The sequence below is a fragment of the Lonsdalea quercina subsp. quercina genome (genome assembly GCF_000688695.1).
Lineage (GTDB): Bacteria > Pseudomonadota > Gammaproteobacteria > Enterobacterales > Enterobacteriaceae > Lonsdalea > Lonsdalea quercina_D.
Genome location: NZ_JIBQ01000008.1, coordinates 52215 through 76864 on the forward strand (window position 1 = coordinate 52215; position 24650 = coordinate 76864).

Sequence of the window (24650 nt, forward strand, 5' to 3'; positions counted from 1 at the left end):
TCTTCCCTATTGTCTTCATTTATGTTTCTTATTTACTCTCTATAGTTATACGCACTTCACCCGATAGCATAAGCACTTANCCCTTTGCTAACTCCCCCAGTTTGGGGCATTGGAGATCTCGTTTCATTACTATGAATACCAAACGTCTCTTTCGCTGGCTGTCATTGATCGCCGTTGTCGCCATCGCCGTCATTGCGTGGCGGTATTTCCACTCCACTACCCCACCCGCGGGTTCAACGGCGAAAACTGCGTCCAGCAGCGGCAGAGGAGAAGGCCGTCGATCCATGACCACGCCGCCCGTGCAGGTGGCTCGCTCGTTTACCTCCTCGGTTCCTTACTACCTGACTGGGCTTGGCACCGTCACATCGGCGAATACCGTCACCGTACGCAGCCGGGTCAGCGGACAATTGATGGCACTGCACTTCGAAGAAGGCCAACAGGTCGCCGCCGGCGCGCTACTCGCGGAAATTGACCCGCGCCCGTTCGACGTCGAGGTGACGCAAGCGAAAGGACAGTTGGCCAAAGACAAAGCGCTGCTCGCCAACGCGCGTCAGGATCTGGCGCGTTACCAGGGACTAGTGAAAACCAATCTGGTATCCCGTCAGGAGCTGGATACTCAGACCTCGCTGGTGAAACAGTACGAAGCCACCGTCCAGTCAGATCAGGGCGCACTGGACAGCGCCCAACTACAGCTGGACTACAGCAAGATTACCGCGCCCGCCAGCGGACGCGTCGGGCTACGTCAGGTGGATATCGGCAACTACATTACCAGTACGGATAACCTGCTGGTGCTGACGCAAACGCATCCTATCGACGCCGTTTTCTCGCTGCCGGAAGACAGCATCGCCACCATTATCAAAGCGCAGAAATCCGGCCAGCCCGTCGTCGTCGAAGCCTGGGACCGCGCCAATCAGCAGATGCTGTCGCAGGGCCAGTTGCTCAGCATGGATAACCAGATCGACACCACCACCGGTACTATCAAACTGAAAGCGCGTTTCGCAAACAGCGACGACCTCCTGTTTCCCAATCAGTTTGTGAATATCCGGATGAAGGTGGATACGCTGCTGAACGCGGTCATCGCGCCCGCCGCCGCCGTGCAAATGGGTAACGAAGGCCACTTCGTCTGGCTGTTGAATGACAAAAATCAGGCGAGTAAGCATCTGATTTCCATCGGTATCCAGTATGGACAAAACGTCGTCGTTAATAGCGGTCTGAACGCGGGCGAACAGGTGGTGACGGACGGTATCGACCGCCTGACGGAAGGCATGCAGGTGGACGTCATTCCATCCTCCACGACCGAACGCACTTCAGCGACCGCCGTTGACGATCGTCAGGCGAAAAAAGCGGAGACGCCCTGATGCAGGAGAGCACGCCGAATCAGGGCGGCGGCCCGTCGAGACTCTTCATTCTGCGTCCGGTCGCCACCACGCTGTTGATGGTGGCGATTCTGCTGGCCGGGATCATCGGCTATCGCGCCCTGCCCGTCTCCGCGCTGCCGGAAGTCGATTACCCGACGATTCAGGTGGTCACGCTCTATCCCGGCGCCAGCCCGGACGTCATGACGTCTGCGGTGACCGCGCCGCTGGAACGGCAGTTCGGCGGCATCTCCGGGCTAAAGCAGATGTCGAGCCAAAGCGCCGGCGGCGCCTCGGTCATCACGCTGCAGTTCCAGCTCAATCTGGCGCTCGACGTAGCGGAGCAAGATGTTCAGGCCGCCATCAACGCCGCCACCAATTTGCTGCCCAGCGATCTGCCGAACCCGCCGGTTTACAGTAAGGTCAACCCGGCCGATCCGCCGATTATGACGTTGGCGGTGACCTCCACCGCCATGCCGATGACGCAGGTGCAGGATCTGGTGGAAACCCGCATCGCCCAGAAAATCTCTCAGGTCTCCGGCGTCGGGCTGGTATCGCTCGCGGGCGGGCAACGCCCCTCGGTTCGGGTACGCCTGAATCCAACCGCGCTGGCGGCCTATGGCCTGAGCAGCGAAACCGTGCGCACCGCCATCACCGCCGCGAACGTCAACGCGCCGAAAGGGAGCTTCGATGGCCCAGCCCGCTCGGTAACGCTCTCCGCCAACGACCAGATGCGCTCGATTGACGACTATCGCCAGCTCATCATCAGTTGGAGCAACAGCGCGCCGGTCAGGCTACGCGACGTCGCCACGGTTGAACAGGCGCCGGAAAACACCTATCTGTCCGCGTGGGCGAACCGCCAACAGGCCATCATTATCAACGTGCAGCGCCAGCCGGGCGCCAACGTTATCGAGACGGCGGACAATATCCGTCGCCTGCTGCCGTCTTTGCAGGCCAGCCTGCCAAAATCGGTTGAAATGTCGCTGCTGACGGACCGCACCACCACCATCCGTGCTTCGGTCGATGACGTGCAGTTCGAACTGATTCTGGCCATCGCGCTGGTTATCATGGTGATCTACCTGTTCCTGCGTAACGCGGTCGCCACGCTCATCCCCAGCATCGTGGTGCCGCTGTCGCTGATCGGCACCTTCGCCGCCATGTATTTCCTCGGCTTCTCCATCAACAACCTCACGCTGATGGCGCTGACCATCGCCACCGGTTTCGTGGTGGACGATGCCATCGTGGTGATCGAGAACATCGCCCGGTACATCGAACGCGGGGAGAAACCGCTGAACGCGGCGCTGAAGGGGGCAGGCGAAATCGGTTTTACCATTATCTCCCTGACGTTTTCACTTATCGCTGTACTGATCCCGCTGCTGTTTATGGGGGATATCATCGGCAGGCTCTTCCGCGAATTTGCGATGACGTTGGCAATCTCCATTTTGATTTCCGCCGTGGTGTCGCTCACCCTGACGCCGATGATGTGCGCCCGCATGCTGAGCCACAAAGGCCTGAGTCGTCAAAACCGTTTCACGCGCGCCAGCGAACGCTTCTTCGACCGGGTAATTGCCGCCTATGGCCGCGGGCTAACACGCGTGCTGCAACATCCCTGGCTGACGCTCTGTGTGGCGTTAAGCACCCTCGTACTGACCGTTTTACTCTATCTGGTGATTCCGAAAGGCTTTTTCCCCCAGCAGGATAACGGGATCATTCAGGGCACCGTACACGCCTCCCAGACCGTATCTTTCACCACGATGGCGCAAAAACAGCAGCAGGTCGCCTCCATCATCATGAAAGATCCGGACGTACAAAGCGTCTCGTCGCTGATCGGCGTGGATGGCACTAACCCGTCGCTCAACAGCGGACGTCTGCAAATCAACCTTAAGCCGCAGAACGAGCGCAGCGACAGCATGACCGAGGTCATCACGCGCTTGCAGCAGCAGACGGCGCAGCTGCCGGGCGTTACGCTGTATCTGCAGCCGGTTCAGGATCTGACTATCGATACCCAGATCAGCAAAACCCAGTACCAGCTAACCGTCCAAACGCTTTCGCTGGATACGCTCAGCGCCTGGGTGCCGAAGCTGGTGGAACAGCTCTCCGCCCTGCCCGAACTGCAGGACGTCAGCAGCGACTGGCAGGACGAAGCCGCCGTCGCTTACGTGAAGGTAGACAGGGACAGCGCCACCCGGCTCGGTATTTCGATGTCGGATATCGACAACGCGCTCTACAACGCCTTCGGACAGCGGCTGATTTCCACCATCTACACGCAGTCGAACCAGTACCGCGTCGTTCTGGAACAAGACACCCGCCAGCGCGACGGATTAGCGGCCCTCGACGATATCCGGCTGATCAATAGCGATGGCGGCGTCGTCCCGCTGGGCAGTATCGCCACGGTGGAACAGCGTCAGGGACCGCTCGCGATCAACCACATCGACCGCTTCCCGGCCGCGACGGTCTCCTTTAATCTGGCGCCCGGTTATGCGCTGGGAGATGCGGTCAAAGCCATCGAGAAAGCGCAGCAGAGCATGGAACTGCCGTCGGAAATGACGACGCGTTTCCAGGGCAGCACCCTCGCCTTCCAGTCCGCACTGACCAGCACCGTCTGGCTGGTTGTCGCCGCGGTGATCGCGATGTATATCGTGCTCGGCGTGCTGTACGAAAGCTTCATTCATCCGGTCACCATCCTCTCCACCCTCCCGACGGCGGGCGTTGGCGCGCTGCTAGCCTTGCTGGTCGCCGGAAGCGATTTGGATATTATCGCTATCATCGGCATCATCCTGCTGATCGGGATCGTGAAAAAGAATGCGATCATGATGATCGACTTCGCGCTGGCCGCCGAACGCCAACAGGGCATGTCGCCGTATGACGCGATTTATCAGGCCTGTCTGCTGCGTTTCCGCCCCATCCTGATGACCACAATGGCCGCGCTGCTCAGCGCGCTGCCGCTGATGCTCAGCACCGGGGTCGGCGCCGAACTGCGGCGTCCGCTGGGCATCTGTATGGTCGGCGGCCTGGTGATGAGCCAGGTGCTGACGCTGTTTACCACGCCGGTGATCTACCTGCTGTTTGACCGCCTTTCTCTTCGTCTTCGCCGCAAACCGGCTGAAACGCAGGGAGAAGTCTGATGAAGCTGTTCGCGCTGTTTATTCATCGTCCCGTCGCGACCACGTTGCTGGCGCTGGCGATTGCGCTGTGCGGCGTGCTCGGCTTCCGACTGCTGCCGGTCTCGCCGCTGCCGCAGGTCGACTTCCCGGTGATCTCGGTCTCGGCCTCGTTGTCGGGCGCCTCGCCGGAAACCATGGCATCCTCGGTGGCGACGCCGCTGGAGCGGGCGCTCGGCCGCATTGCGGGCATCACCGAAATGACCTCCATGAGCTCACTCGGCAGCACCCGCATCATTCTGCAGTTTGAGCTGGATCGTGATATCAACGGCGCCGCCCGCGACGTGCAGGCCGCCATCAACGCCGCCCAGAGTCTGTTGCCTTCCGGCATGGCCAGCCGCCCTACCTACCGTAAGGTGAATCCGTCAGACGCGCCGATCATGATTATGACGCTGACTTCGGACACCTACTCCCCCAGCCAGCTGTACGATATCGCCACCAATCAGGTCTATCCGCGCATTTCACAGCTGGAGGGCGTGGGGGATGTCACCATCGGCGGCAGTTCGCTCCCGGCAGTGAGGGTATCGCTTAACCCGCTGGCGCTGTTCAATCAGGGCGTATCGCTGGATGAAGTCCGCCAGGCGATTGATAACGCCAATGTGCGCCTGCCCGTCGGCAGCGTGAATGACAAGACGACACACTGGCAGATTGAAACCAACGACGAGCTGAAGACGGCGAAGGTCTATCGTCCGCTCATCGTTCACTACAATAACGGCGCGCCGGTGCGACTCAGCGATGTCGCGAAAGTCGAAGACTCCGTGCAGGACACGCTCAACGCGGGGATGACGAACGGTGAACCCGCCGTGCTGGTCATTATCCGCCGCGCGCCCGAAGCCAACATCATCTCCACCGTCGACAGCATCCGCGCCGCATTACCCGAATTGAGCGCCACACTGCCCGCATCCGTGCATTTAAACGTCGCGCAAGACCGCTCCCCCACGATCCGCGCATCGCTGGCGGAGGTGGAGCGGGCGCTGGTCATCGCCGTCGCGCTGGTGATTCTGGTGGTGTACCTGTTCCTGCGCTCGGGGCGCGCCACGCTGATCCCGGCGGCGGCGGTGCCTATCTCGCTGATCGGCACGTTCGCCGCCATGTATCTGTGCGGTTTCAGTCTGAATAATCTGTCGTTGATGGCACTGACGATCGCCACCGGCTTCGTGGTGGATGACGCCATTGTGGTGCTGGAAAACACCGCCCGGCACATCGAAGCCGGCATCAAACCGATGCAGGCGGCCATACAGGGCGTGCGCGAAGTGGGCTTCACCGTCGTCTCCATGAGCGTGTCGCTGATCGCCGTTTTCATTCCCCTGTTGCTGATGGACGGGCTGTCGGGGCGACTGTTTCGTGAATTCGCCGTCACCCTGTGCGTGGCGATAATGATTTCGCTGGTGGTTTCACTCACCCTGACGCCGATGATGTGCGCGCGGCTGCTGCGTCCGCACGCCCCCCGCAGCCAGCCGCGCCGCCGGGGATTCAATCGGATACTCCTGGCCTTGCAGGAGCGGTATGCGCTTTCGCTGAACTGGGTATTGGCGCGCGCGCGCTGGGTCGTGCTGATCCTGTTCGGCACGATCGGCCTGAGCGTCTGGCTCTATATCGACATGCCGAAAACCCTGTTCCCGGAGCAGGATACCGGGCGGATTATGGGCTTCGTGCAGGGCGACCAGAGCATTTCATTCCAGGCGATGAAAACCAAGATGCAGGCCCTGATGAAAACCGTCAGCAGCGATCCCGCCGTGGATAACGTGACCGGCTTTACCGGTGGTAACCGTACCAATAGCGGGTCGATGTTCATCAGTCTGAAGCCGCTGGCGGAACGCGGCGCCAGCTCGCAGCAGATTATCGCAAGGCTGAGATCTAAACTGGCGCAGGAGCCTGGCGCCAGCCTGTTCCTGATGGCGGTGCAGGATGTGCGGATGGGCGGCCGCGAGGCGAATGCCAGCTATCAGTACNCCCTGTTGTCGGATGATTTGAGCGCGCTGCGCCAGTGGGAGCCGAAAATCCGCACGGCCTTGGCCGATCTGCCGGAGCTGGCGGACGTCAGTTCCGACCAGCAGGACAAGGGCGCCGAGCTGGCGCTGACCTATGACCGCGATACCCTGGCGCAGCTTGGCATCAGCGTGTCGGATATCAATGCCTTGCTCAACAATGCCTTCGGGCAGCGGCAGATCTCTACCATCTACCAGCCGTTGAACCAGTACAAGGTGGNGATGGTGGTCGATCCGGTCTATGCGCAGGACGCCAGCGCGCTGAACAAAATGTTCGTCATCAATAGCGAGGGTAAAGCCATTCCCCTGTCCTATTTCGCCCGCTGGCTACCCGCCAACGCGCCGCTGTCGGTCAACCATCAGGGGCTGTCCGCCGCGGCGACGATCTCCTTCAACCTGCCGCCGAACGCCAGCTTGTCCGATGCCACCTTCGCCATTGAGCGCGCTATGACCGCGCTCGGCGTGCCTTCCAACGTCCGCGGCCAGTTCGCCGGCACCGCGCTGGCGTTCCAGCAGTCGCAATCGTCCCAGGTGGCGCTGATCATCGCCGCCATCGTCACGGTGTATATCGTGCTGGGGATGCTGTACGAAAGCTACGTACACCCGCTGACCATCATCTCCACCCTGCCGTCGGCGGGGGTGGGCGCGTTGCTGGCGCTGAAGCTGTTTGATAAGCCGTTCAGCTTGGTCGCGCTCATCGGCATCATGCTGCTCATCGGCATCGTGAAGAAGAACGCCATCATGATGGTGGACTTCGCGCTGGTGGCGCAACGCACACAGAATCTCAGCGCGCGCGAAGCGATATTTCAGGCCTGCCAGCTGCGCTTCCGCCCGATTTTGATGACGACGCTGGCCGCCCTGCTGGGGGCGCTGCCGCTGGTGTTAAGCAGCGGCGACGGCGCGGAGCTGCGTCAGCCGCTGGGGATCACCATCGTCGGCGGGCTGGTCATGAGTCAGCTGCTAACGCTCTATACCACGCCGGTGGTTTATCTGTTCTTTGACCGACTGTCCCAGCGACGCTCGCGCCGCCCGGTAACGCTGCCGGAGTCGCCCTGACGGGGGTTCAAAGAAACTGTCCGAGTCGGTGAAAAATTTACGATAGCCACTCTGGCTCAGGTTGTTAGCCTGAATGTTCTGGTTATCAAACGGTAAAGGAGTCAGCGATGTCGGGTTTAGTGGAAGGTCGATGGGTGGTCGGCGACGTGGCGGCGGAAGAGACCAAAAACGGCGCGTTTCACCGCCAGGCCACCCGTTTCAGGGAAACAACGATTGCGCCCGAAGCCGGGCGCTACCAGCTGTTCGTTTCTTATTTCTGCCCGTGGGCGTCAAGAACGCTGATCTTCCGCAAGCTGAAAGCACTGGAGCCGGTGATTTCGCTCTCCGTGGCCGAACCGCATATCGGCGAACAGGGCTGGGCGTTCAGTACGCCGCAGGAGGCGGGTCCGCATCTGCCGGCCGTGCGCTACTTACATGAGCTGTATACCGCGAGCGACGCACACTACACCGGCAAGGTGTCGGTGCCGGTCCTATGGGATCGCCGGGAAGGGCGTATCGTCAACAACGAATCCGCCGACATTATTCGTCTCTTTAACAACGCCTTCAATACGCTCACCGGCAACGTTGAGGACTTCTATCCCACCGCGCTGCGCCCTGAGATCGACCGCTGGAACACGCTGATTTACGAGACGATCAACAACGGCGTCTACAAGACCGGCTTCTCCCGCACGCAGGAACACTATACGCAGGCGGTCACAGCGCTGTTCACCTCGTTGGATACGGTAGATGCGCATCTGGCCAATCACCGTTACCTGACAGGAGACACGGTGACGGAAGCCGACTGGCGGCTGTTCGTCACGTTGGTGCGTTTCGACGTGGCCTATCACGGCGCTTTCAAATGCAATATTCGCCGTATCGAGGACTACCCTCACCTCTCTCACTACCTGCGCGATCTCTATCAGCAGCCCGGTATTCGTGAAACGGTCAACATCGACCACATCAAGACCGGTTATTACGGCATTCGCTGGCTCAATCCTACCGGCATCGTGCCGCAGGGACCGGAAATCGATCTCGATCGACCGCACAATCGCCACACCCTCCGTGGCGAAACGAAATAGGCATACTTTTTGTAAGCCGAATACTGATTTTTCCCCGCATAAGCGCTAGAATCTGCCGCCTTACTGCTCCCGCCCGGGGGCAGCCTGACCTGAGATCAGACTTGAGAGAAACCCATGTTTAAACCGGAACTACTGTCTCCGGCCGGTACGCTGAAAAATATGCGTTACGCCTTCGCTTATGGCGCTGACGCGATTTATGCCGGCCAGCCCCGCTACAGCCTGCGCGTGCGCAATAACGAATTCAATCATCAGACGCTGGCCGAGGCGATCAACGAAGCGCATTCGCTGGGCAAAAAGTTCTACGTCGTCGTTAACATCGCGCCGCACAACGCCAAAATCAAAACCTTCCTGCGTGACCTCCAGCCGGTGATCGACATGCAGCCGGATGCGCTAATCATGTCCGATCCGGGTCTGATCATGCTGGTGCGTGAAAACTTCCCGCAGATGCAGATCCACCTGTCGGTGCAGGCCAACGCGGTCAACTGGGCAACCGTAAAATTCTGGCAACAGATGGGGCTGAGCCGCGTGATTTTGTCCCGCGAATTGTCTCTGCAGGAAATTGAAGAGATCCGCGCGCAGGTGCCGGAGATGGAGCTGGAAATTTTCGTTCACGGCGCGCTGTGCATGGCCTATTCCGGCCGCTGCCTGCTCTCCGGCTACATCAACAAACGCGACCCCAATCAGGGCACGTGCACCAACGCCTGCCGTTGGGAATACAAAGTGCAGGAAGGTAAAGAAGACGATGTGGGCAACATTGTCCACATGCATGAGCCGATTCAGGTCGCCAACGTCGAACCCACGCTGGGCATCGGCGAGCCGACCGACAAGGTCTTTATGCTGGAAGAGAGCCAGCGCCCCGGCGAATATATGAGCGCGTTCGAAGATGAACACGGCACTTATATCATGAACTCCCGCGATCTACGGGCGATCCAACACGTTGAACGCCTGACGCAGATGCAGGTGCATTCGCTGAAAATCGAAGGTCGTACCAAATCCTTCTACTACTGCGCCCGCACCGCGCAGGTGTACCGTCGCGCCATCGACGACGCCGTGGCGGGAAAACCTTTCGACCCATCGCTGTTGCAGACGCTGGAAGGGCTGGCTCATCGCGGCTATACCGAAGGTTTCCTGCGCCGTCACGTCCACGAAGACTACCAGAACTACGACTACGGCTATTCGGTGTCTGACCGCCAGCAGTTCGTCGGCGAGTTCACCGGCGAACGCCGTAACGGTCTGGCGGAAGTCGCGGTGAAAAACAAGTTCTCCTGCGGCGATAGCGTAGAAATGATGACGCCGGGCGGCAACGTGCAGTTCACGATTGAAGGGATGCAGAACGCTAAAGGTCAGGATACCGACGTCGCGCCGGGCAACGGCCATATCGTCTACCTGCCGGTCCCGGAAGACATTTCGTTGGAATATGCGTTACTGCTGCGTAATCTGCCGGGGACCAACACCCGTAATCCTCACGCCAAATAATGTGCCGACCGTCAGGGCAGAACGCTGTTCTGACGTTTTTTAGAAATGGATCACATCAATGGCGAACGCGGTCGGTTATTATTCAACCGCTGAGAAAACACAGAACGAAAAATAAGCGTAGTAACACTACCAGGAACCACCTCTTTCGCCAGCTCAATCTCCCTTGAGCTGGCTTTTTCTTTTCCTGGTCACCCCCGCCACGTATCCACTGTCCGCGCGTCACGCTTTTCTGCTACGCTGACTACACTATTTTCGGGGGCGATCTGCGTGCTTCGCCTCATTTTCGGTTTCATCAAGGTCTTTTCAGGGAGTACGTCGTCATGGCGCAAAAACCACAATCTCTCATCATTTTGAACGGCAAAAGCAGCCAAAACGACGAACTGCGTCAGGCGGTGAAAGCCCTGCGCGAAGAAGGCTATCCTTTGCACGTGCGCGTCACGTGGGAGCACGGCGACGCGTTGCGCTATATTCAGGAGGCGATAGCGCTGGAAGCGGACAACGTGATCGCCGCAGGCGGCGACGGCACCATCAACGAAGTCGCGGTGGCGCTGGCGCATCAGGAAGCGGAACATCGCCCCTGCCTGGGGATTGTGCCGCTGGGCACGGCCAACGATCTCGCCACCAGCTGCCGGATTCCGACCGACCTGCATCAGGCGCTGCGGCTGGCGATTTTAGGTCGCGCGACCGCTATCGATCTGGCTCAGGTCAATGACCGGCACTACTTTATCAATATGGCGACGGGCGGTTTCGCCACCCGCATCACCACTGAAACGCCGGCGGCCATGAAATCTGCGCTGGGCGGCGCGGCCTACGTGCTGAACGCACTGCTGCGCATCGACACGCTGAAGGCCGAACGCTGTCAGGTTAAAGGTCCGGATTTTGACTGGGAGGGCGATACGCTGGTCATCGCCATCGGCAATGGTCGTCAGGCGGGAGGCGGACAGCAACTGTGCCCGGACGCGGTACTGAATGACGGGCTGTTGCAGTTGCGCGTGCTGTCGGCGAAAGAGCTGTTGCCGAATATGATGCAGGCGCTGATTTCCGGCGGCGACAATCCCAACATGATCACGACCGCCCTGCCGTGGCTGGAAATTACCGCGCCGAATGAGATGACGTTTAACCTGGATGGCGAGCCGCTGACCGATAAACACTTCCGAATCGAGGTTGTGCCTGCAGCGCTGCGTTGCCGCTTCCCCAGCCCTTGCCCGCTGCTGCGCGAGTAATCGACTGGGGTCGGGACACCGCTATTCGCGTCTTAGGCGCTGACTGTTCGCCAGATACAGGGTCACCACCAGGATCAATATCGCGCCCGCGTAGATCAGGGTGTAGGTGGGGTTTTTGTGGTCGACGATAATCAGCCGCACGATGGCGGTGATCCCGATATAGACGAAGTAACGCAGCGGAAAATGATAGCCCGTCTCAAAATACTTCACGATTAGCGCAATAAATTCGAAATACAGAAAATACACGACCAGACTTTCAATCAATAGATAGGTGGAATCCTTCTCACTGCTCACCATCAATGCCTTCGCCAGGTGCAGCGTCTCTTTGCCCAAAAACACCACCAGAATAATAGCGAGAGCCAATAAACCTATGTTAAGTATTGTTTGTAACCCTTTGGCGATCATGATCGAACGCGTTGAACCTGCCATGTACATGACTCCTAACCATCCTTCATTTTTCTGCATCTACGCCGGCGGCGAACTGCTATTGCTGTGTGCGACGTCCCCACGGACGTCGTGAATCGGCCGGAAAAACCTGACGCCGGTCACAAAATTACCGGTAGCCTCTGAGACTGTCCATGTAAATTTCATCTTCCGCAGAGATAGACATCACCACCAGCGGTGGAAATGATGCACCGGCCCGATGCCTTGACCGACTTCCAGCGTATCCGCCTGTTGTAAGGCCCCTTGCAGGTAGGCTTTGGCGGCGGCCACGCAGGCCGACCAGTCGTCACAACGGGGACGCAATGCCGCCAACGCCGCCGACAGCGTGCAGCCCGTACCATGAGTATGGCGGGTATTGACTCTCTGCGCCGAAAAACGCTGCGGTGATGCTCCAACGGTGAACAGCCAGTCCGGACTTTCGTGGTCGGAAAGATGACCACCTTTCATCAGCACCGCCTGACAGCCCAACGCGAGCAGCGCTTCGCCTTGCTCCCGCATCTCGCTTTCATTCCCAGCGATCGGACACGCCAGCAGCGCCGCCGCTTCCGGCAAATTCGGCGTGATGATCGAGACCTGCGGCAGCAGCCGCTGACGCAGCGACTGTACCGCCGACGGTTGCAGCAGCGGATCGCCGCTTTTCGCCAGCATCACCGTGTCGAGCACGATGAACGGCACCGGATAGCGGCGCAGACGTTCGGCGACGGCCTCGACGATATCCGCCTCGGCCAGCATGCCGATCTTGGCGCTATCAATCCGCACATCGCCGAGCACCGAGTCAAGCTGAGCGGCCACGAAGGCGGGCTCAATATGGTAGACCGACTGCACGCCACAGGTATTTTGCGCCACCAACGCCGTGATCACGCTGGTGCCGTAGGCTTCCAATGCCGAGAAGGTTTTCAGGTCGGCCTGAATGCCCGCGCCGCCGCTCGGATCGGTGCCGGCAATCGTCAATGCGTTGATACGTTTCATTTCGCGGTCGCCTCCGCCGTCATAAACAGCTGGTCGAGAAACCGCGGCACAAAACTGCCGGGGCCGGTCGCGCCTTCGGCGGCCCGCTGTCCGCATTCGGACATGACCGCGCAGGCGGCGGCGATATGCTGCAGGCGATCGCCCGGCAACGCGCAAAATCCCGCCACCACCGCCGACAACGCGCAGCCGGTCCCGACAACGCGGGTCATCAGCGGGTCCCCGCCCGCCACCGCCCAGTCACGCTCGCCGTCGGTGACGTAGTCCACCTCGCCGGTCACGGCCACGCAAACGGACCAGCGCCGGGCAAGCTCCCGCGCTGCAGGCAGCGCGGCCAGCGAGGTGTTGCCGCTATCTACCCCCCGGCCCTGCGAGGCGGCGCCGGACAGCGCCAGAATTTCTGAAGCGTTGCCGCGTACGGCGGCAGGCCGCAGCGCAAGAAGTTCACGGGCGAAGTCGCTACGAAAAGTCAGCGCCCCGACGGCAACCGGGTCCAGCACCCAAGGGCGTTCGGCCCGATTGGCGCTCGCCACGGCAAACCGCATGGCGTCTGCCCGGACCGGCTCCAGCGTACCGACATTGATCAGCAACGCATCCGCCCACCCGCTGAACTGCGCGGCTTCGCTGCGCTCCACCACCATCGCGGGCGACGCGCCCAGCGCCAGCAGCACATTAGCGGTGAAGCTCTGCACGACATCATTAGTTAGACAGTGAATCAAAGGGGAACGGCGGTGAAAGTGTTTCAGAGAATCCGCCGCAAGCGCGGACGGAAACGGCACAGGTCGAGTATTCATAAGTCTCCCAACCGGCGATCAAGAAGGCGGGAGCCGGTGAGACTCCATGACTTCCCTACGCTGGCATTATCCAGTTCAGGTGGTACGGGTCTTTCTCAGCCGTTTCTTTGCAGGAACGGCACCCCGAGTCAACGTTCATGATTATTCGGCCTGACGGCGCAAAGGTCAACGGCCGCCAACCATCGCGCGTCGACGATGACGGATGTGAGCGGGGATTCAAAGGCAAAAATGAGAGGAATTACAGCAGGAAGCGAGGGCGCATAGGGATACACTTTAATTGTCTAGTGAATATACGGCCGACGCCGTACGAACCTCACGGCGTCGAGCGCTTTGCCCGTCCCATTACAGGCATGATGCCGATCAGAACGCGGTCTTGTGGTACAAGCGCGAGACCAGCTCCGTTATGCACAACACCAGCGAGGACTGGATACGCTGCTGATAGCGCTGTTTTTGCATCTCCAGCAGCGAGGTGTCCACCCCATCTTCCGGCAAATGCGAGTTGAACTGAGGCGGCAGCGGCGTCATACCGTGCAGCATGCTGACCGGTCCCAGAATTTCATCATCGGTAAACCGGTAGCGCTGTCCACCATGCTCCAGTTCATTGTTTAACGCCAACAGCAGTTCAACGTCTTCGTACTCGTCTCGGCTGATCACGCCCAGCGCATAGATCAGTTTGAGGCGAACCGGCAGCGCAGACAACGGGCCGCTGCCCTCCAGCAGCGGCTCCACGGCATATTTGACGGCATAATCATCCTTTCGGAACGCCTGCAGGACCAGATGGTCAATCGCATCGGCCAGAAGTTCGACCGCCGCCTGGATAAACCCCGGGACGGTCGGTCTGGCGTTCAGGCGTTCCAGAATGTGATTTTCGAACGCCTGTTCGTCTTCCATCCCCGTCTTGGGCTGCGGCACGTTTTTCTGCGTCGGGCGCGGCTCGGATGCCGCGACCCGGGGCTTTCCTGCGGGAGAATAACGCTGTTCTGGCATTAGTATCGTTTTTCACCTTGCGTTACAGAGAGTGATATAGCGCTGCCACCTGCGTGACAACCTCGGGACGATCTTCCAATCCGGCAATCTGGATCAGCGCATTTTCGACGCCGTGCGCATCAATCAGCGCCGCCATTTCACGCGCCTGCACATCTTCATCGCTACGGTATTTCAGCGCTGCGGCGATGCCAATCAGCAGATTACGGTGCGGCAGGCCGTATTCTAACGTACCGCGCAACGGCCTGATTAACCGGTCGCCGTCGCCCAGCTTGCGCAGCGGCTGTCGGCCCACGCGTTCAACATCGTCGTGCAGATACGGATTTTCGAAACGGCTGAGGATCTTGTCGATGTATGCCGCATGCTGCGCCGGATCGAAACCGTAGCGTTTGATCAGCACCGCGCCGCTTTCCTGCATTGCGCCTTTGACCACCGCGCGCACCGCATCATCGAGTATCGCTTCGCGGATCGTCCGGTAGCCCGCCAGACACCCAAGATACGCGGTAATGGCGTGGCCGGTATTGAGCGTAAACAACTTGCGCTCGACATAGGCCATCAGGTTGGCGGTGGGCTCCATCCCGGCGATGACCGGCAGATCGCCCTTGAACTGCGTGCTGTCGACGATCCATTCGCTAAACGTCTCGACCGTCACCTCCAGCGAATCGTCGTTCGCCGCTGCGCTGGGCGGCACAATGCGGTCCACGGCCGAATCCACAAATCCCACATGCTCGTCGACCCATGCATGCAACGCGTCGGGCAATGCCGCCATAACATGCTGACGAAGCTGGCTGGTGCCGCGCACCATATTTTCGCAGGCGATGATATTTAGGGGCTGCCGGTTACCGCGCTCATGCCGCGCTATCAATCCCTGGGCCAACGTTCCGGCAATTTTACTCAGGACCTGCGGCCCGACGGCGGTGGTGATGATATCCGCGCGGGCGATTTCATTAATGGCATCGGGGCTGCCGCTATGCACCGCGCTGACGCGGTTAACTCGTTCAACGCGCGACGCTTCCCCAACAACGTGAACCTCATAGTGCTGCTGATGAGCCAGTTGATCCACCAGTGGCTGATTGACGTCGGCAAAAATAAGTTCGGACTTGGCGTCCGCCAGTAATTTGCCGATGAAGCCACGACCAATATTGCCTGCACCGAAATGAATCGCTTTCATTGTCGACCTCGATATCTTGTCAAAATCGTTGAGCTGAACGTACGGACCGGTCGACCGCCGGTCCGCCTGGCCTTACGCCACGCGTTCGCCGGAGAGCAGCACCAGCATCTCTTGCACGCTGCGGGTTTCCACCAGCCGCTCGATGATGCCGTCGTCATTCAGGGCATTCGTCAAACGCGCAATCACCTGAACATGTTCGTTATTGCGGGCGGCGATCCCAATCACCAGCCGCGCGACATCGTCCGGCTCGGAGCCGAATCTGACGCCTTGCGGATATTGGCAAATCACCACGCCGGTGCGCAGCACGCGATCTTTGGCTTCAACCGTGCCGTGCGGAACAGCGATAGATTCCCCCAGATAGGTGGACGTCATGGCTTCGCGCTCCAGCATGGCCTCTACGTAGGCCGGCTCCACGTATCCGCCCGCGACCAGCTGTTCGCCCGCAAAGCGGATAGCCTGCTCTTTACTGTCGGCCTGTAGATTGAGGAAGATGTTGTTCTCACCCAGTTCGAACAGATTGGCTTCGTGTTCGGCGGGATCGAACCAGTCATCATTGGCCGCGACAATGGTTTGATTAATCAGTCGGTTATCGTTCGCCGCTACCGGACGGTACGCCGCCAGCAGCCGGGTCGTCAGCTCGTTGTACAAGCCGCTGTCGAGGAAGTTACTTAAAGAAAGGTGGATCGCGTGCGGCGCGTGCTGCAACGCTCGTTCGGTAAGATCCTGGTGGGTAATGACCAGATCGACCTCTTCCGGCAGGCTGTTGATCGCCATATTCGTGACCGAAATATGCGTCAGTCCAGCATCCTTTATCTTCTTGCGCAGCACGCCCGCGCCCATCGCACTCGACCCCATACCGGCATCACAGGCCACAATGATCTTCCGCACCAAACTCAGATCCTGCGAGGCATCCAGCGTAGCGCGCATCACCGGCTGTGGCTGAGCCGCGCCCGGCGCTTTGCCACCTTTCGCTTTCTGTTTCAAGCTCTGCATACGACGGGTCGCGTCCGCCAGGCCGTTGTCTTCTTCATCCCCTACCGGCACGCGTTTCAGCATCACCGCAGAGACCAAGAAAGAGACCAAACCCGACATCAGGATAGAGAGCACCACGCCGATTAGCGACGACTTCGGCGTCATCAGCAATACCGCGAAGATCGACCCTGGAGACGCCGGAGAGACCAGCCCCGCGTTGAACAGCGTCAGCGTAAAGACGCCTGTCATACCGCCGAGGATCACCGCCAGCATCAGGCGTGGATTCATCAGGACGTACGGAAAGTAGATTTCGTGGATACCGCCGAAGAAATGGATGATGGCGGCGCCCGGCGCGGACTGTTTCGCACTGCCCTTGCCGAAGAACATGTAGGCCAGCAGCAGGCCGAGTCCCGGGCCGGGATTGGCTTCGATCAGGAAGACCACCGACTTGCCGGTTTCCGTCGCCTGCTGGATCCCCAGCGGGGAGAAAATTCCGTGGTTGATGGCGTTGTTGAGGAACAGCACTTTCGCCGGTTCAACGAAAATGGAGGTCAGCGGTAGCAGGTTGTCCTGCACCAGCAGGTTTACCCCGGTCGCCAGCACCTTGGACAACGATGAGACCAGCGGTCCAATGGCCATAAAGGCCAGCCCCGCCAGCAGCATCCCGATAATCCCGGCAGAGAAGTTGTTGACCAGCATTTCGAAGCCGCTTTTGATTTTACCGTCAACCCAGCGGTCAAAACGCTTGATAGCCCAGCCGCCCAGCGGCCCGGCCATCATCGCCCCCATAAACATTGGCATGTCTGCGCCGACGATGACGCCCATTGTGGTGATAGCGCCCACGACCCCGCCGCGTTCGCCGCCGACCAACCGGCCACCGGTATAACCAATCAGCAGCGGCAGCAGGTAGGTAATCATGGGCTCGACCAGTTTGGCCAGCGTCTCATTCGGCAGCCAGCCGGTAGGAATAAACAGCGCGGTGATTAAACCCCAGGCGATGAATGCGCCGATATTGGGCATCACCATGTTGCTGAGGAAGCGGCCAAAATTCTGTATCTTGACCTTAATAGTTGGTGATAGCATAAAACTCACTCCCCTCGGTGGTACGCGCTCAGGGACGGTGCGCGTCGTAATAGTGAGATGGTTTCGCCAAAAACCATCGGTCGTTCTCTAGACAAATCGACTCTATCACGCCGTTTTCGCCCCCAGTACCCCGAGGGGAATTTGTGACTGAGATCACTCAGTTACCCCACCTCAGGTAGGATTTCACGCGATCTTCATCACAAATCAGATCTGAAAGTCAGTTACATTGTTAAAATTTGGCGTTTGACAGCCCCTCTTACGTGACCACCATCACACTTCAATTCAGTAACTTTGTTTTAACATTGTGATTCTCATCACATAACATCATTCAATTAAGCGACCTGAATCCAGACTGGGCATTCGGCTTCCCCATTTCGATAAAGAAACGGAGAGAAAATGTCATTTAATTACGGGACGTGGGAGGAAAATAATAGCGTGGATGGGCAGCTCACAGGCCAGCCTATAATCGCGTCGGAAATGGGCCGACGCTTTCTACTTTAATTCGCCCCTTATAGCGCCGCGTTACAAGAGGTCTCGCTCACTCAGGGTTAAAACCGAGGAGTCAAAACAGGTCTTAATTTTGTCACGTCACTGACACATCACACCCTGTCTGTCGGGAGTGAAAATATAAGCTTTCAAGCACTTAGCAGGCGACAAAAAGAAACTCACTGAAAATATCGTTACAAATCATGTCACGTATTCTTCCCAAAAATCACCTGTTCAGCCCGGATAAAAAGCCCCGTCGATGCCGATTTGATGACAAAACCGATACGGCGAGCGAACGATGAAATATGACGATATTCCGGCTAATTAGAAGCAATGTAGCGATTTTTTCTGCGCGAAAAGCGCACTGACTCCTCGCCCAAAACACCGAGGCTCGGTTGCGGAATGGACGCATATTTTGACGCTTATTCCTGCATTTTTTTTCCACGAATTGACTTAACCCTACCTTGATTGACAGACGCGTTAGTCATAAGGTCGAAAAAAGCGTAGAGGGAAAGGGAAACAGCAACGCGAGTTACGCCAATCACCTCCATCCGCAATCGCCTGTATTTGGGAGTGCCGGATTTAACGTCCGTCTCATAATGGCAGTATTCATTTCGCGGACTTGGTTTGAGTCCGTCGTTTATCGATGAGAACTATGGCTAATCAATCTATTTCTCCGTCTGAGAATGACCCGCGTCATCAGGACGACAACCCACAGAATCACAACTCAGACAGCGCTCCCACGGAACGCAAAACGCCCGGCAAGAAGCCGCTGATTATTCTGGCCATCGTCGTCGTGGTCATGCTGATCGTCGGCCTGTTTTTCTGGCTGACCAGCCGCAATGTTGAAACCACCGATGATGCCTTTACCGACTCCGATGCGGTCACCATCGCCCCTAAAGCCTCGGGCTACGTGACTCAGCTGCACGTGAAAGATAACCAGCGCGTTAAACAGGGCGACATACTGGTCGTCATCGATCCTCGCGATAATACCGCGCAGCGCGATCAGGCTCAGGCCCAGCTGGGACTGGCGATGGCGCAGCTGCATCAGGCGCAGGCCGCGTTGGATCTGGCGAAAGTTCAGTATCCCGCGCAGAAAGATCAGGCGCTGGCGACGCTGGCGAAAGCGCAGGCCAACTACGTTAATGCGCAGGAAGATGACAAACGTCAGCGGGGCGTCGNCCCGCGAGCCACTTCGCAGCGCAACATTGATGCGGCAGGCGCGCAGCTAAGAAGCGCCCGCGCGGAATGGGAAAGCGCCAAGGCGCAGGTCGAAGTCGCCTCTCAGGTCGCGTTGCAAATCCGCCAGCAGGCCACCAACGTCGAAGCGCGTCAACGGCAGGTTGAGCAGGCCCAAGCCCAGCTCAATACCGCCAACCTGAACCTCTCCTACACCGAAGTCCGCGCCCCGTACGATGGCTTCATCACTCGCCGCAACGTGCAGGTGGGCAGTCTGGTGCAGCCGGGCACGGCCCTGTTCTCGCTGGTATCGCCGAATACCTGGATTACCGCCAACTTCAAGGAGTCCCAGCTGGAGCGGATGCGGCCGGGCAATAAAGTGAATATCACCGTGGATGCGTGGCCCAACATGAAGCTCGAAGGCCACGTCGATAGCGTACAGATGGGCTCGGGCTCGCGCTTCTCCGCGTTTCCAGCGGAAAACGCGACCGGCAACTATGTGAAAATCGTGCAGCGCGTCCCGGTGAAAATCGTCATCGATAAAGGTCTGGATCCGGAAAGACCGCTGCCGCTGGGCCTGTCGGTTGAGCCCAAGGTGACGGTGGAATGAGCCAGAACCAGACTTGGCAGCCGGCCGGGAATCCCTGGCTGGTCGCCATTACGGTCACGCTGGCGGTGTTCATGGAGATCCTGGACACCACGATCGTCAACGTCGCGCTTCCGCATATGGCGGGCTCGCTGTCCTCCAGCTATGACGAGTCGACATGGGTGCTGACGTCTTATCTGGTGGCTAACGGCATCGTGCTGCCCATCTCGGCCTTCCTGAGCCGAGTCTTCGGCCGTAAGCTCTTCTTTCTACTCTGTATTGTGATGTTCACCATCTGCTCTTTACTGTGCGGCGTCGCCACGGAGCTGTGGCAGATCATCCTGTTCCGTATCTTGCAGGGCTTCTTTGGCGGCGGTCTTCAGCCCGTACAACAGTCGGTGCTGCTGGATTACTTCAAGCCGGAGGATCGCGGTAAAGCTTTCGGCCTGTCCGCGATCGCGGTGATCGTCGCCCCCGTCATCGGGCCGACGCTCGGCGGATGGATCACCGATAACTACAGCTGGCGCTGGGTGTTCTTCATCAACATCCCCATCGGCATTTTGAGCGTGCTCGCCATCTACCATCTGCTGGAAGATCCGCCGTGGGAGCGAAAATCAGCGAAAGGCACACTCAGCATCGACTACATCGGCATCAGCCTGCTTACGCTGGGGCTGGGGTGTCTGCAGGTCATGCTCGACCGCGGCGAGGACGACGACTGGTTCCACTCCAATTTCATTATTACCTTTGCCATATTGACGGCGATTGGTTTGGTGGGCGCGGTCTACTGGCTGCTGTACGCCAAAAAGCCGGTGGTCGATCTCCACTGCCTGAAAGATCGCAACTTCGCGGTGTCTTGTCTTCTCATGGCTGGCATGGCGCTGGTGATGTACGCCAGTGCGGTGGTCATCCCGCAGCTGGCGCAGCAGGATTTGGGCTACACCGCGACCTGGTCGGGCATGATCCTCTCGCCGGGGGCGATTCTGGTGGTGCTCACGATCCCGATCGCGCTGAAACTGATGCCGCTGGTGCAGACGCGCTGGATGATTGCGTTCGGGTTCACCTCGCTGGCCGCCTCATTCCTGTATTCGTCAACGCTGGCGCCAAACGTGGATTTTTATACGCTGATACTGATGCGTAGCACTCAGACCATCGGACTCGGTTTCCTGTTTGTGCCGCTGACCACCATCGCCTTTGTGTCGATTCCGCAACGGCTGAACGCGGATGCCTCCGCCCTGTTCACCATGTGCCGCAACGTGGCGGGGTCGATCGGCATTTCGCTGTCCACCGCGATGATTACCGAGCGGCAGCAGGCGCATAGCGCCAGCATGGTTCATAACATGACCCCGCTCAACGAGCCGTTCAATCTGGCGTTGGAGCGTTTGACCCACGCGATTAAGAACTTCTCCACGATGGCGGGCGATCCGATGTCCATCGCAACCGGTCAACTGTATAAAGAGATGATTGCCCAGGCGCGTATCCTTGCCTATATCGACGTTTTCACGGGCCTCAGCGTTATCGCTCTGCTTCTCATTCCTCTTTGTTTGCTGCTTTCTCCCATCAAGAGCAAAGGCAGTGCTGGAGCACATTAACATGAAGGTTTCTTTACCCTACTCGTATTCCCCCACCGCTACGGTGATAGCGGTTGTGCTGGCGCTGTCGGCCTGTACCGTCGGGCCCGATTATCAGGCGCCGACCCCTGCCACGCCGGGCGCGTTCAAGGACATGGCATCTGACGGCACATCACCCACGCTGGCCGCGGAGATCAACCCCAGCTGGTGGAAAACGTTTAACGACCCACAGCTGGACAGCCTGATCGGCCGGTCGATCGCCGGCAACCTCACCTTGCAACAGGCGGTGTTGCGCATCGCCGGATCGCGCCAGCAGCTGAATCAGGCTCGCGGAGCCTGGCTGCCATCGGTCAATGCCAGCGCTTCAGCGCAGCGGCAGCAATTGGGTCTTAAGGGCCTGATGGAGTCTCATGACGTGTACGGTCAGGTGGATCAGGTCGATCCCAATCTGACCTCTTCGCTCGATAGTCTGACCCAGTCCGTCGGACTGTATCAGGGCAGTTTTGACGCGTCCTGGGAGCTGGACTTGTGGGGCAAAGTGCGTCGTCAGGNGGAAGCCGCCGACGCTCAGCAGCAGCAGTCGATAGAGAGTCGCAATGATGCGCTGGTGTCGCTGGAAGCCGAAGTGGCGAGAACCTATTTGCAGCTGCGTGGCGCGCAGGCCGCCTATCAGACGCTGGAGAGCCAGATTGAGATTGCGCAACAGACGCTGACGCTGACCCAGAGCCAGCAGCGCAACGGCCTCTCGCCGCAGATGAACGTGGAGAACGCGCAAGCCCAGCTAAGTTCGCTGCGAGCGCAACTGCCGCAGTATCAGGCGCAAGTGCGACAGGCGATGAACGGGCTAGCCGTGCTGACCGGGCAAGTGCCGGGCGCGCTGGATAATGAACTGGCGGCTGCGAAAGCCATGCCGACGTTGCCTAAAGCCGTGCCGGTCGGCGTACCGTCGACACTGGCCAGACGCCGCCCGGATGTTCGTCAGGCGGAAGCGCAACTGCACGCCGCCACCGCCAACATCGGCGTCTCTGTCGCACAGCTGTTCCCCGATCTGTCGCTGACCGGGCAGCTCGGCATGCGCAATACCGATTTTAGTTATATGGATAACTGGAGCAGCCACTTCTACCGCTTCGGCCCGTCGGTTTCCATTCCCATCTTCCAGGGCGGCCGTCTGGTCTCCGGGGTCAAGCTGGCCCGTGCGGAACAGGCCAGCGCGGCATTGGGCTATCGTCAGACGGTTCTCACCGCCTTGCAGGACGTCGAAAACGCGCTGATCAGCTACCGGACCGATCAGCAGCAGGTTGAAGAACTCGAACGCACCGTCGAATCGCAGCAAAACGCGTTCGATCTGGCGAGTGACGGATACAGTAAAGGCCTGACGTCGTTTATCGAGGCGCTGGACGCACAGCGGCAGCTCGCACAGGCCAAACAACAGGCCATTATGGCGCGCGTGCAATGTAATCTGGATCTGGTCGCGCTGTATAAAGCCTTGGGCGGCGGCTGGGAACCTTACCAGCAGGTCAAACTGCCGGAGTTCTCAGTGTTCGGTCCGGCTGAAAGCTCATCCTGACGGTCGAAACACCCCGTTTTATCACGTCAATTCACACACGTTCTTTACCGCCAGACGCGTCTCTCGCGCTGGCGGTTTTTCTCCTCCCTTCCCTGCCGCTCCGAGCGGCAGGTCATCAAGGAATGATTTCATCAGGAGCGGAGGGCTTTGCGCCGCGCCTTCTGGAAAATCACGACGTCACTCCCAAAAGCCTGATCTGTGAGGAGGAGCGCGCGCCGGTTCGCCACGGCAGAACACGACACAATGCAGTACACTGAATAAGACAATATCCTCTCTTTCCACTCTTTGCGTTCAGGTACGGGTAGAAGCATGTTATTGAGTTTATTAGCGATAATAGTGGTATTCATTGTCATTCCCCTCGTTTACCTTCATCGGCCCGAGTTTGTCGAAATCAGCGTTCCTGAGGTTAAGGCCAAAGACTCGGACCATTACCGGCAAGGCCAATTTCACAACGTCGAGCCGACTCCCGTGCTGACCGGGAGCGGGAGCTTTGCCAAATTGATGCTGGAATTTTTGCTCCACGGCAACCCGCGCCGTCGCCCCAAACAGGCGCTCCCCACGGTCAACACCTCGCTGTTGGCGCTGCCTGCTGACCGGGACGTCGTTATCTGGCTCGGCCNCTCCTCTTTTTTTGTGCAGCTGGCGGGAAAACGCCTGCTGGTCGACCCCGTGCTCAGCCAAAACGCCGCGCCGGTCCCCTTCGGCAATCGCGCATTTCAGGGCACCAATCCCCACACGCCAGCCGATATGCCCAACATCGATTATTTACTGATGACGCACGATCACTGGGATCATCTGGACTACGCCACCCTGATTGCGCTCAAACCCAAAGTAAAACAGGTGGTCTGCGGGCTTGGCGTGGGCCAATATTTTCGCGCGTGGGGATTCGCTCACGAAAGCGTTCATGAAGCCGACTGGTTTTCCGAACTGAATCTTGGGGATGGCATCGACATTTCGGTTTTACCCGCGCGCCACTTTTCCGGTCGATTATTCAAAAAGAACCAGACGTTGTGGGTGTCTTTCGCCCTGCAAACGGCTGAGCGACGCCTGTACTTTAGCGGAGACTCGGGGTACGGCGCGCATTTCAAAAAGATCGGCGAACTGTTCGACGGTTTTGATTTCGTCGCACTCGACAGCGGCCAATATGATGAACGCTGGTCGCACGTTCACATGCGGCCGGAGGAAGCGGCTCAGGCGGCAACGGACCTGCGGACACGCGCCCTGCTGCCCGGGCATATCGGCAAATTCGCCTTGGCGCAGCATGACTGGAACGATCCGTTTATCCGTATCGTCAAAGCCAGCAAAAATCATGATTGGCGGCTGTTGACGCCGCTCATCGGTCAACCGCTGTGGCTGGACGAGAGTGAAACGGTATTCGAGCCTTGGTGGGAAACGGTTTCTGGCTGATCGCCCCCTACCCGAGGGCGAATCACTCCATTTAACGAAGGAAAAGCATGGGTGAGTGGAATAGATCAAACTCGCTGCGTTGCGGCGTTGCATGGCCTGCCGCATTGCTGAAAAATCCTCCACCCA

Annotated in this window: 16 protein-coding genes and 1 riboswitch; of the genes, 10 read left to right on the forward strand and 6 right to left on the reverse strand. The window is 58.8% G+C overall.

The annotated features are described in order from the left end of the window. The first annotated feature begins 131 nt into the window (after positions 1-131). The 6 genes from SB13_RS09110 to yegS all read left to right on the forward strand — a co-directional run bounded on the left by SB13_RS09110 (position 132) and on the right by yegS (position 11317). Positions 132-1358, forward strand: coding sequence for an MdtA/MuxA family multidrug efflux RND transporter periplasmic adaptor subunit (locus SB13_RS09110; RefSeq protein WP_026740053.1), 1227 nt, complete (start codon positions 132-134; stop codon positions 1356-1358). Next, positions 1358-4480 carry an MdtB/MuxB family multidrug efflux RND transporter permease subunit gene (locus SB13_RS09115; protein ID WP_026740054.1) on the forward strand — a complete coding sequence of 1041 codons (3123 nt, stop codon included), beginning with the start codon at positions 1358-1360 and terminating at the stop codon, positions 4478-4480. Before SB13_RS09110 ends, SB13_RS09115 begins: the two co-directional genes overlap by 1 nt. Continuing rightward, a complete protein-coding gene (gene mdtC, locus SB13_RS09120) occupies positions 4480-7560 on the forward strand; it encodes a multidrug efflux RND transporter permease subunit MdtC (protein WP_026740055.1) in 3081 nt (1026 codons plus the stop codon). The genes SB13_RS09115 and mdtC overlap by 1 nt, the downstream gene beginning before the upstream one ends. Before the next feature lie 107 nt (positions 7561-7667). Further along, positions 7668-8618 carry a glutathione S-transferase family protein gene (locus SB13_RS09125; protein WP_026740056.1) on the forward strand — a complete coding sequence of 317 codons (951 nt, stop codon included), beginning with the start codon at positions 7668-7670 and terminating at the stop codon, positions 8616-8618. A 114-nt stretch (positions 8619-8732) separates the two neighbouring features. Continuing rightward, complete coding sequence (gene trhP, locus SB13_RS09130) at positions 8733-10094, forward strand: prephenate-dependent tRNA uridine(34) hydroxylase TrhP (protein ID WP_026740057.1); 1362 nt, start codon at positions 8733-8735, stop codon at positions 10092-10094. A gap of 320 nt (positions 10095-10414) precedes the next feature. Beyond that, positions 10415-11317 carry a lipid kinase YegS gene (gene yegS, locus SB13_RS09135; RefSeq protein ID WP_026740058.1) on the forward strand — a complete coding sequence of 301 codons (903 nt, stop codon included), beginning with the start codon at positions 10415-10417 and terminating at the stop codon, positions 11315-11317. A 21-nt stretch (positions 11318-11338) separates the two neighbouring features. Here yegS and psiE read toward each other — a convergent pair whose 3' ends face one another. The 6 genes from psiE to SB13_RS17605 form a co-directional block, all read right to left on the reverse strand. Continuing rightward, positions 11339-11746 (reverse strand): phosphate-starvation-inducible protein PsiE, encoded by a 408-nt coding sequence (gene psiE / locus SB13_RS09140; protein ID WP_026740059.1) that lies wholly within the window; start codon positions 11744-11746, stop codon positions 11339-11341. Positions 11747-11926: 180 nt separating this feature from the next. Continuing rightward, positions 11927-12730, reverse strand: coding sequence for a bifunctional hydroxymethylpyrimidine kinase/phosphomethylpyrimidine kinase (gene thiD / locus SB13_RS09145; protein ID WP_026740060.1), 804 nt, complete (start codon positions 12728-12730; stop codon positions 11927-11929). Continuing rightward, entirely contained in the window at positions 12727-13521 is a 795-nt protein-coding gene (gene thiM / locus SB13_RS09150) for a hydroxyethylthiazole kinase (RefSeq protein WP_026740061.1), read from the reverse strand. The genes thiD and thiM overlap by 4 nt, the downstream gene beginning before the upstream one ends. A gap of 35 nt (positions 13522-13556) precedes the next feature. Next, positions 13557-13657: riboswitch (TPP riboswitch) on the reverse strand. 224 nt (positions 13658-13881) lie between these two features. Beyond that, positions 13882-14412: an MltR family transcriptional regulator gene (locus SB13_RS09155; protein ID WP_036150209.1), complete on the reverse strand. Its 531-nt coding sequence runs from the start codon at positions 14410-14412 to the stop codon at positions 13882-13884. Between the two features lie 118 nt (positions 14413-14530). Further along, the gene (locus SB13_RS17600) at positions 14531-15676 is read right to left on the reverse strand and encodes a mannitol-1-phosphate 5-dehydrogenase (RefSeq protein WP_026740063.1); all 1146 of its coding nucleotides are present in this window, start codon (positions 15674-15676) and stop codon (positions 14531-14533) included. 72 nt (positions 15677-15748) lie between these two features. After that, entirely contained in the window at positions 15749-17731 is a 1983-nt protein-coding gene (locus SB13_RS17605; protein ID WP_026740064.1) for a PTS mannitol transporter subunit IICBA, read from the reverse strand. 1141 nt (positions 17732-18872) lie between these two features. Between SB13_RS17605 and SB13_RS09170 the strand changes: the two genes are divergently transcribed. From SB13_RS09170 to SB13_RS09190, 4 genes are all read left to right on the forward strand, one after another. Next, positions 18873-20006 (forward strand): HlyD family secretion protein, encoded by a 1134-nt coding sequence (locus tag SB13_RS09170; protein ID WP_051619090.1) that lies wholly within the window; start codon positions 18873-18875, stop codon positions 20004-20006. Further along, positions 20003-21571 (forward strand): DHA2 family efflux MFS transporter permease subunit, encoded by a 1569-nt coding sequence (locus SB13_RS09175; protein WP_026740066.1) that lies wholly within the window; start codon positions 20003-20005, stop codon positions 21569-21571. Before SB13_RS09170 ends, SB13_RS09175 begins: the two co-directional genes overlap by 4 nt. A gap of 1 nt (position 21572) precedes the next feature. After that, a complete protein-coding gene (locus tag SB13_RS09180) occupies positions 21573-23117 on the forward strand; it encodes an efflux transporter outer membrane subunit (protein ID WP_026740067.1) in 1545 nt (514 codons plus the stop codon). A gap of 501 nt (positions 23118-23618) precedes the next feature. Further along, positions 23619-24524, forward strand: coding sequence for an MBL fold metallo-hydrolase (locus SB13_RS09190; RefSeq protein WP_463605553.1), 906 nt, complete (start codon positions 23619-23621; stop codon positions 24522-24524). Positions 24525-24650 lie beyond the last annotated feature (126 nt).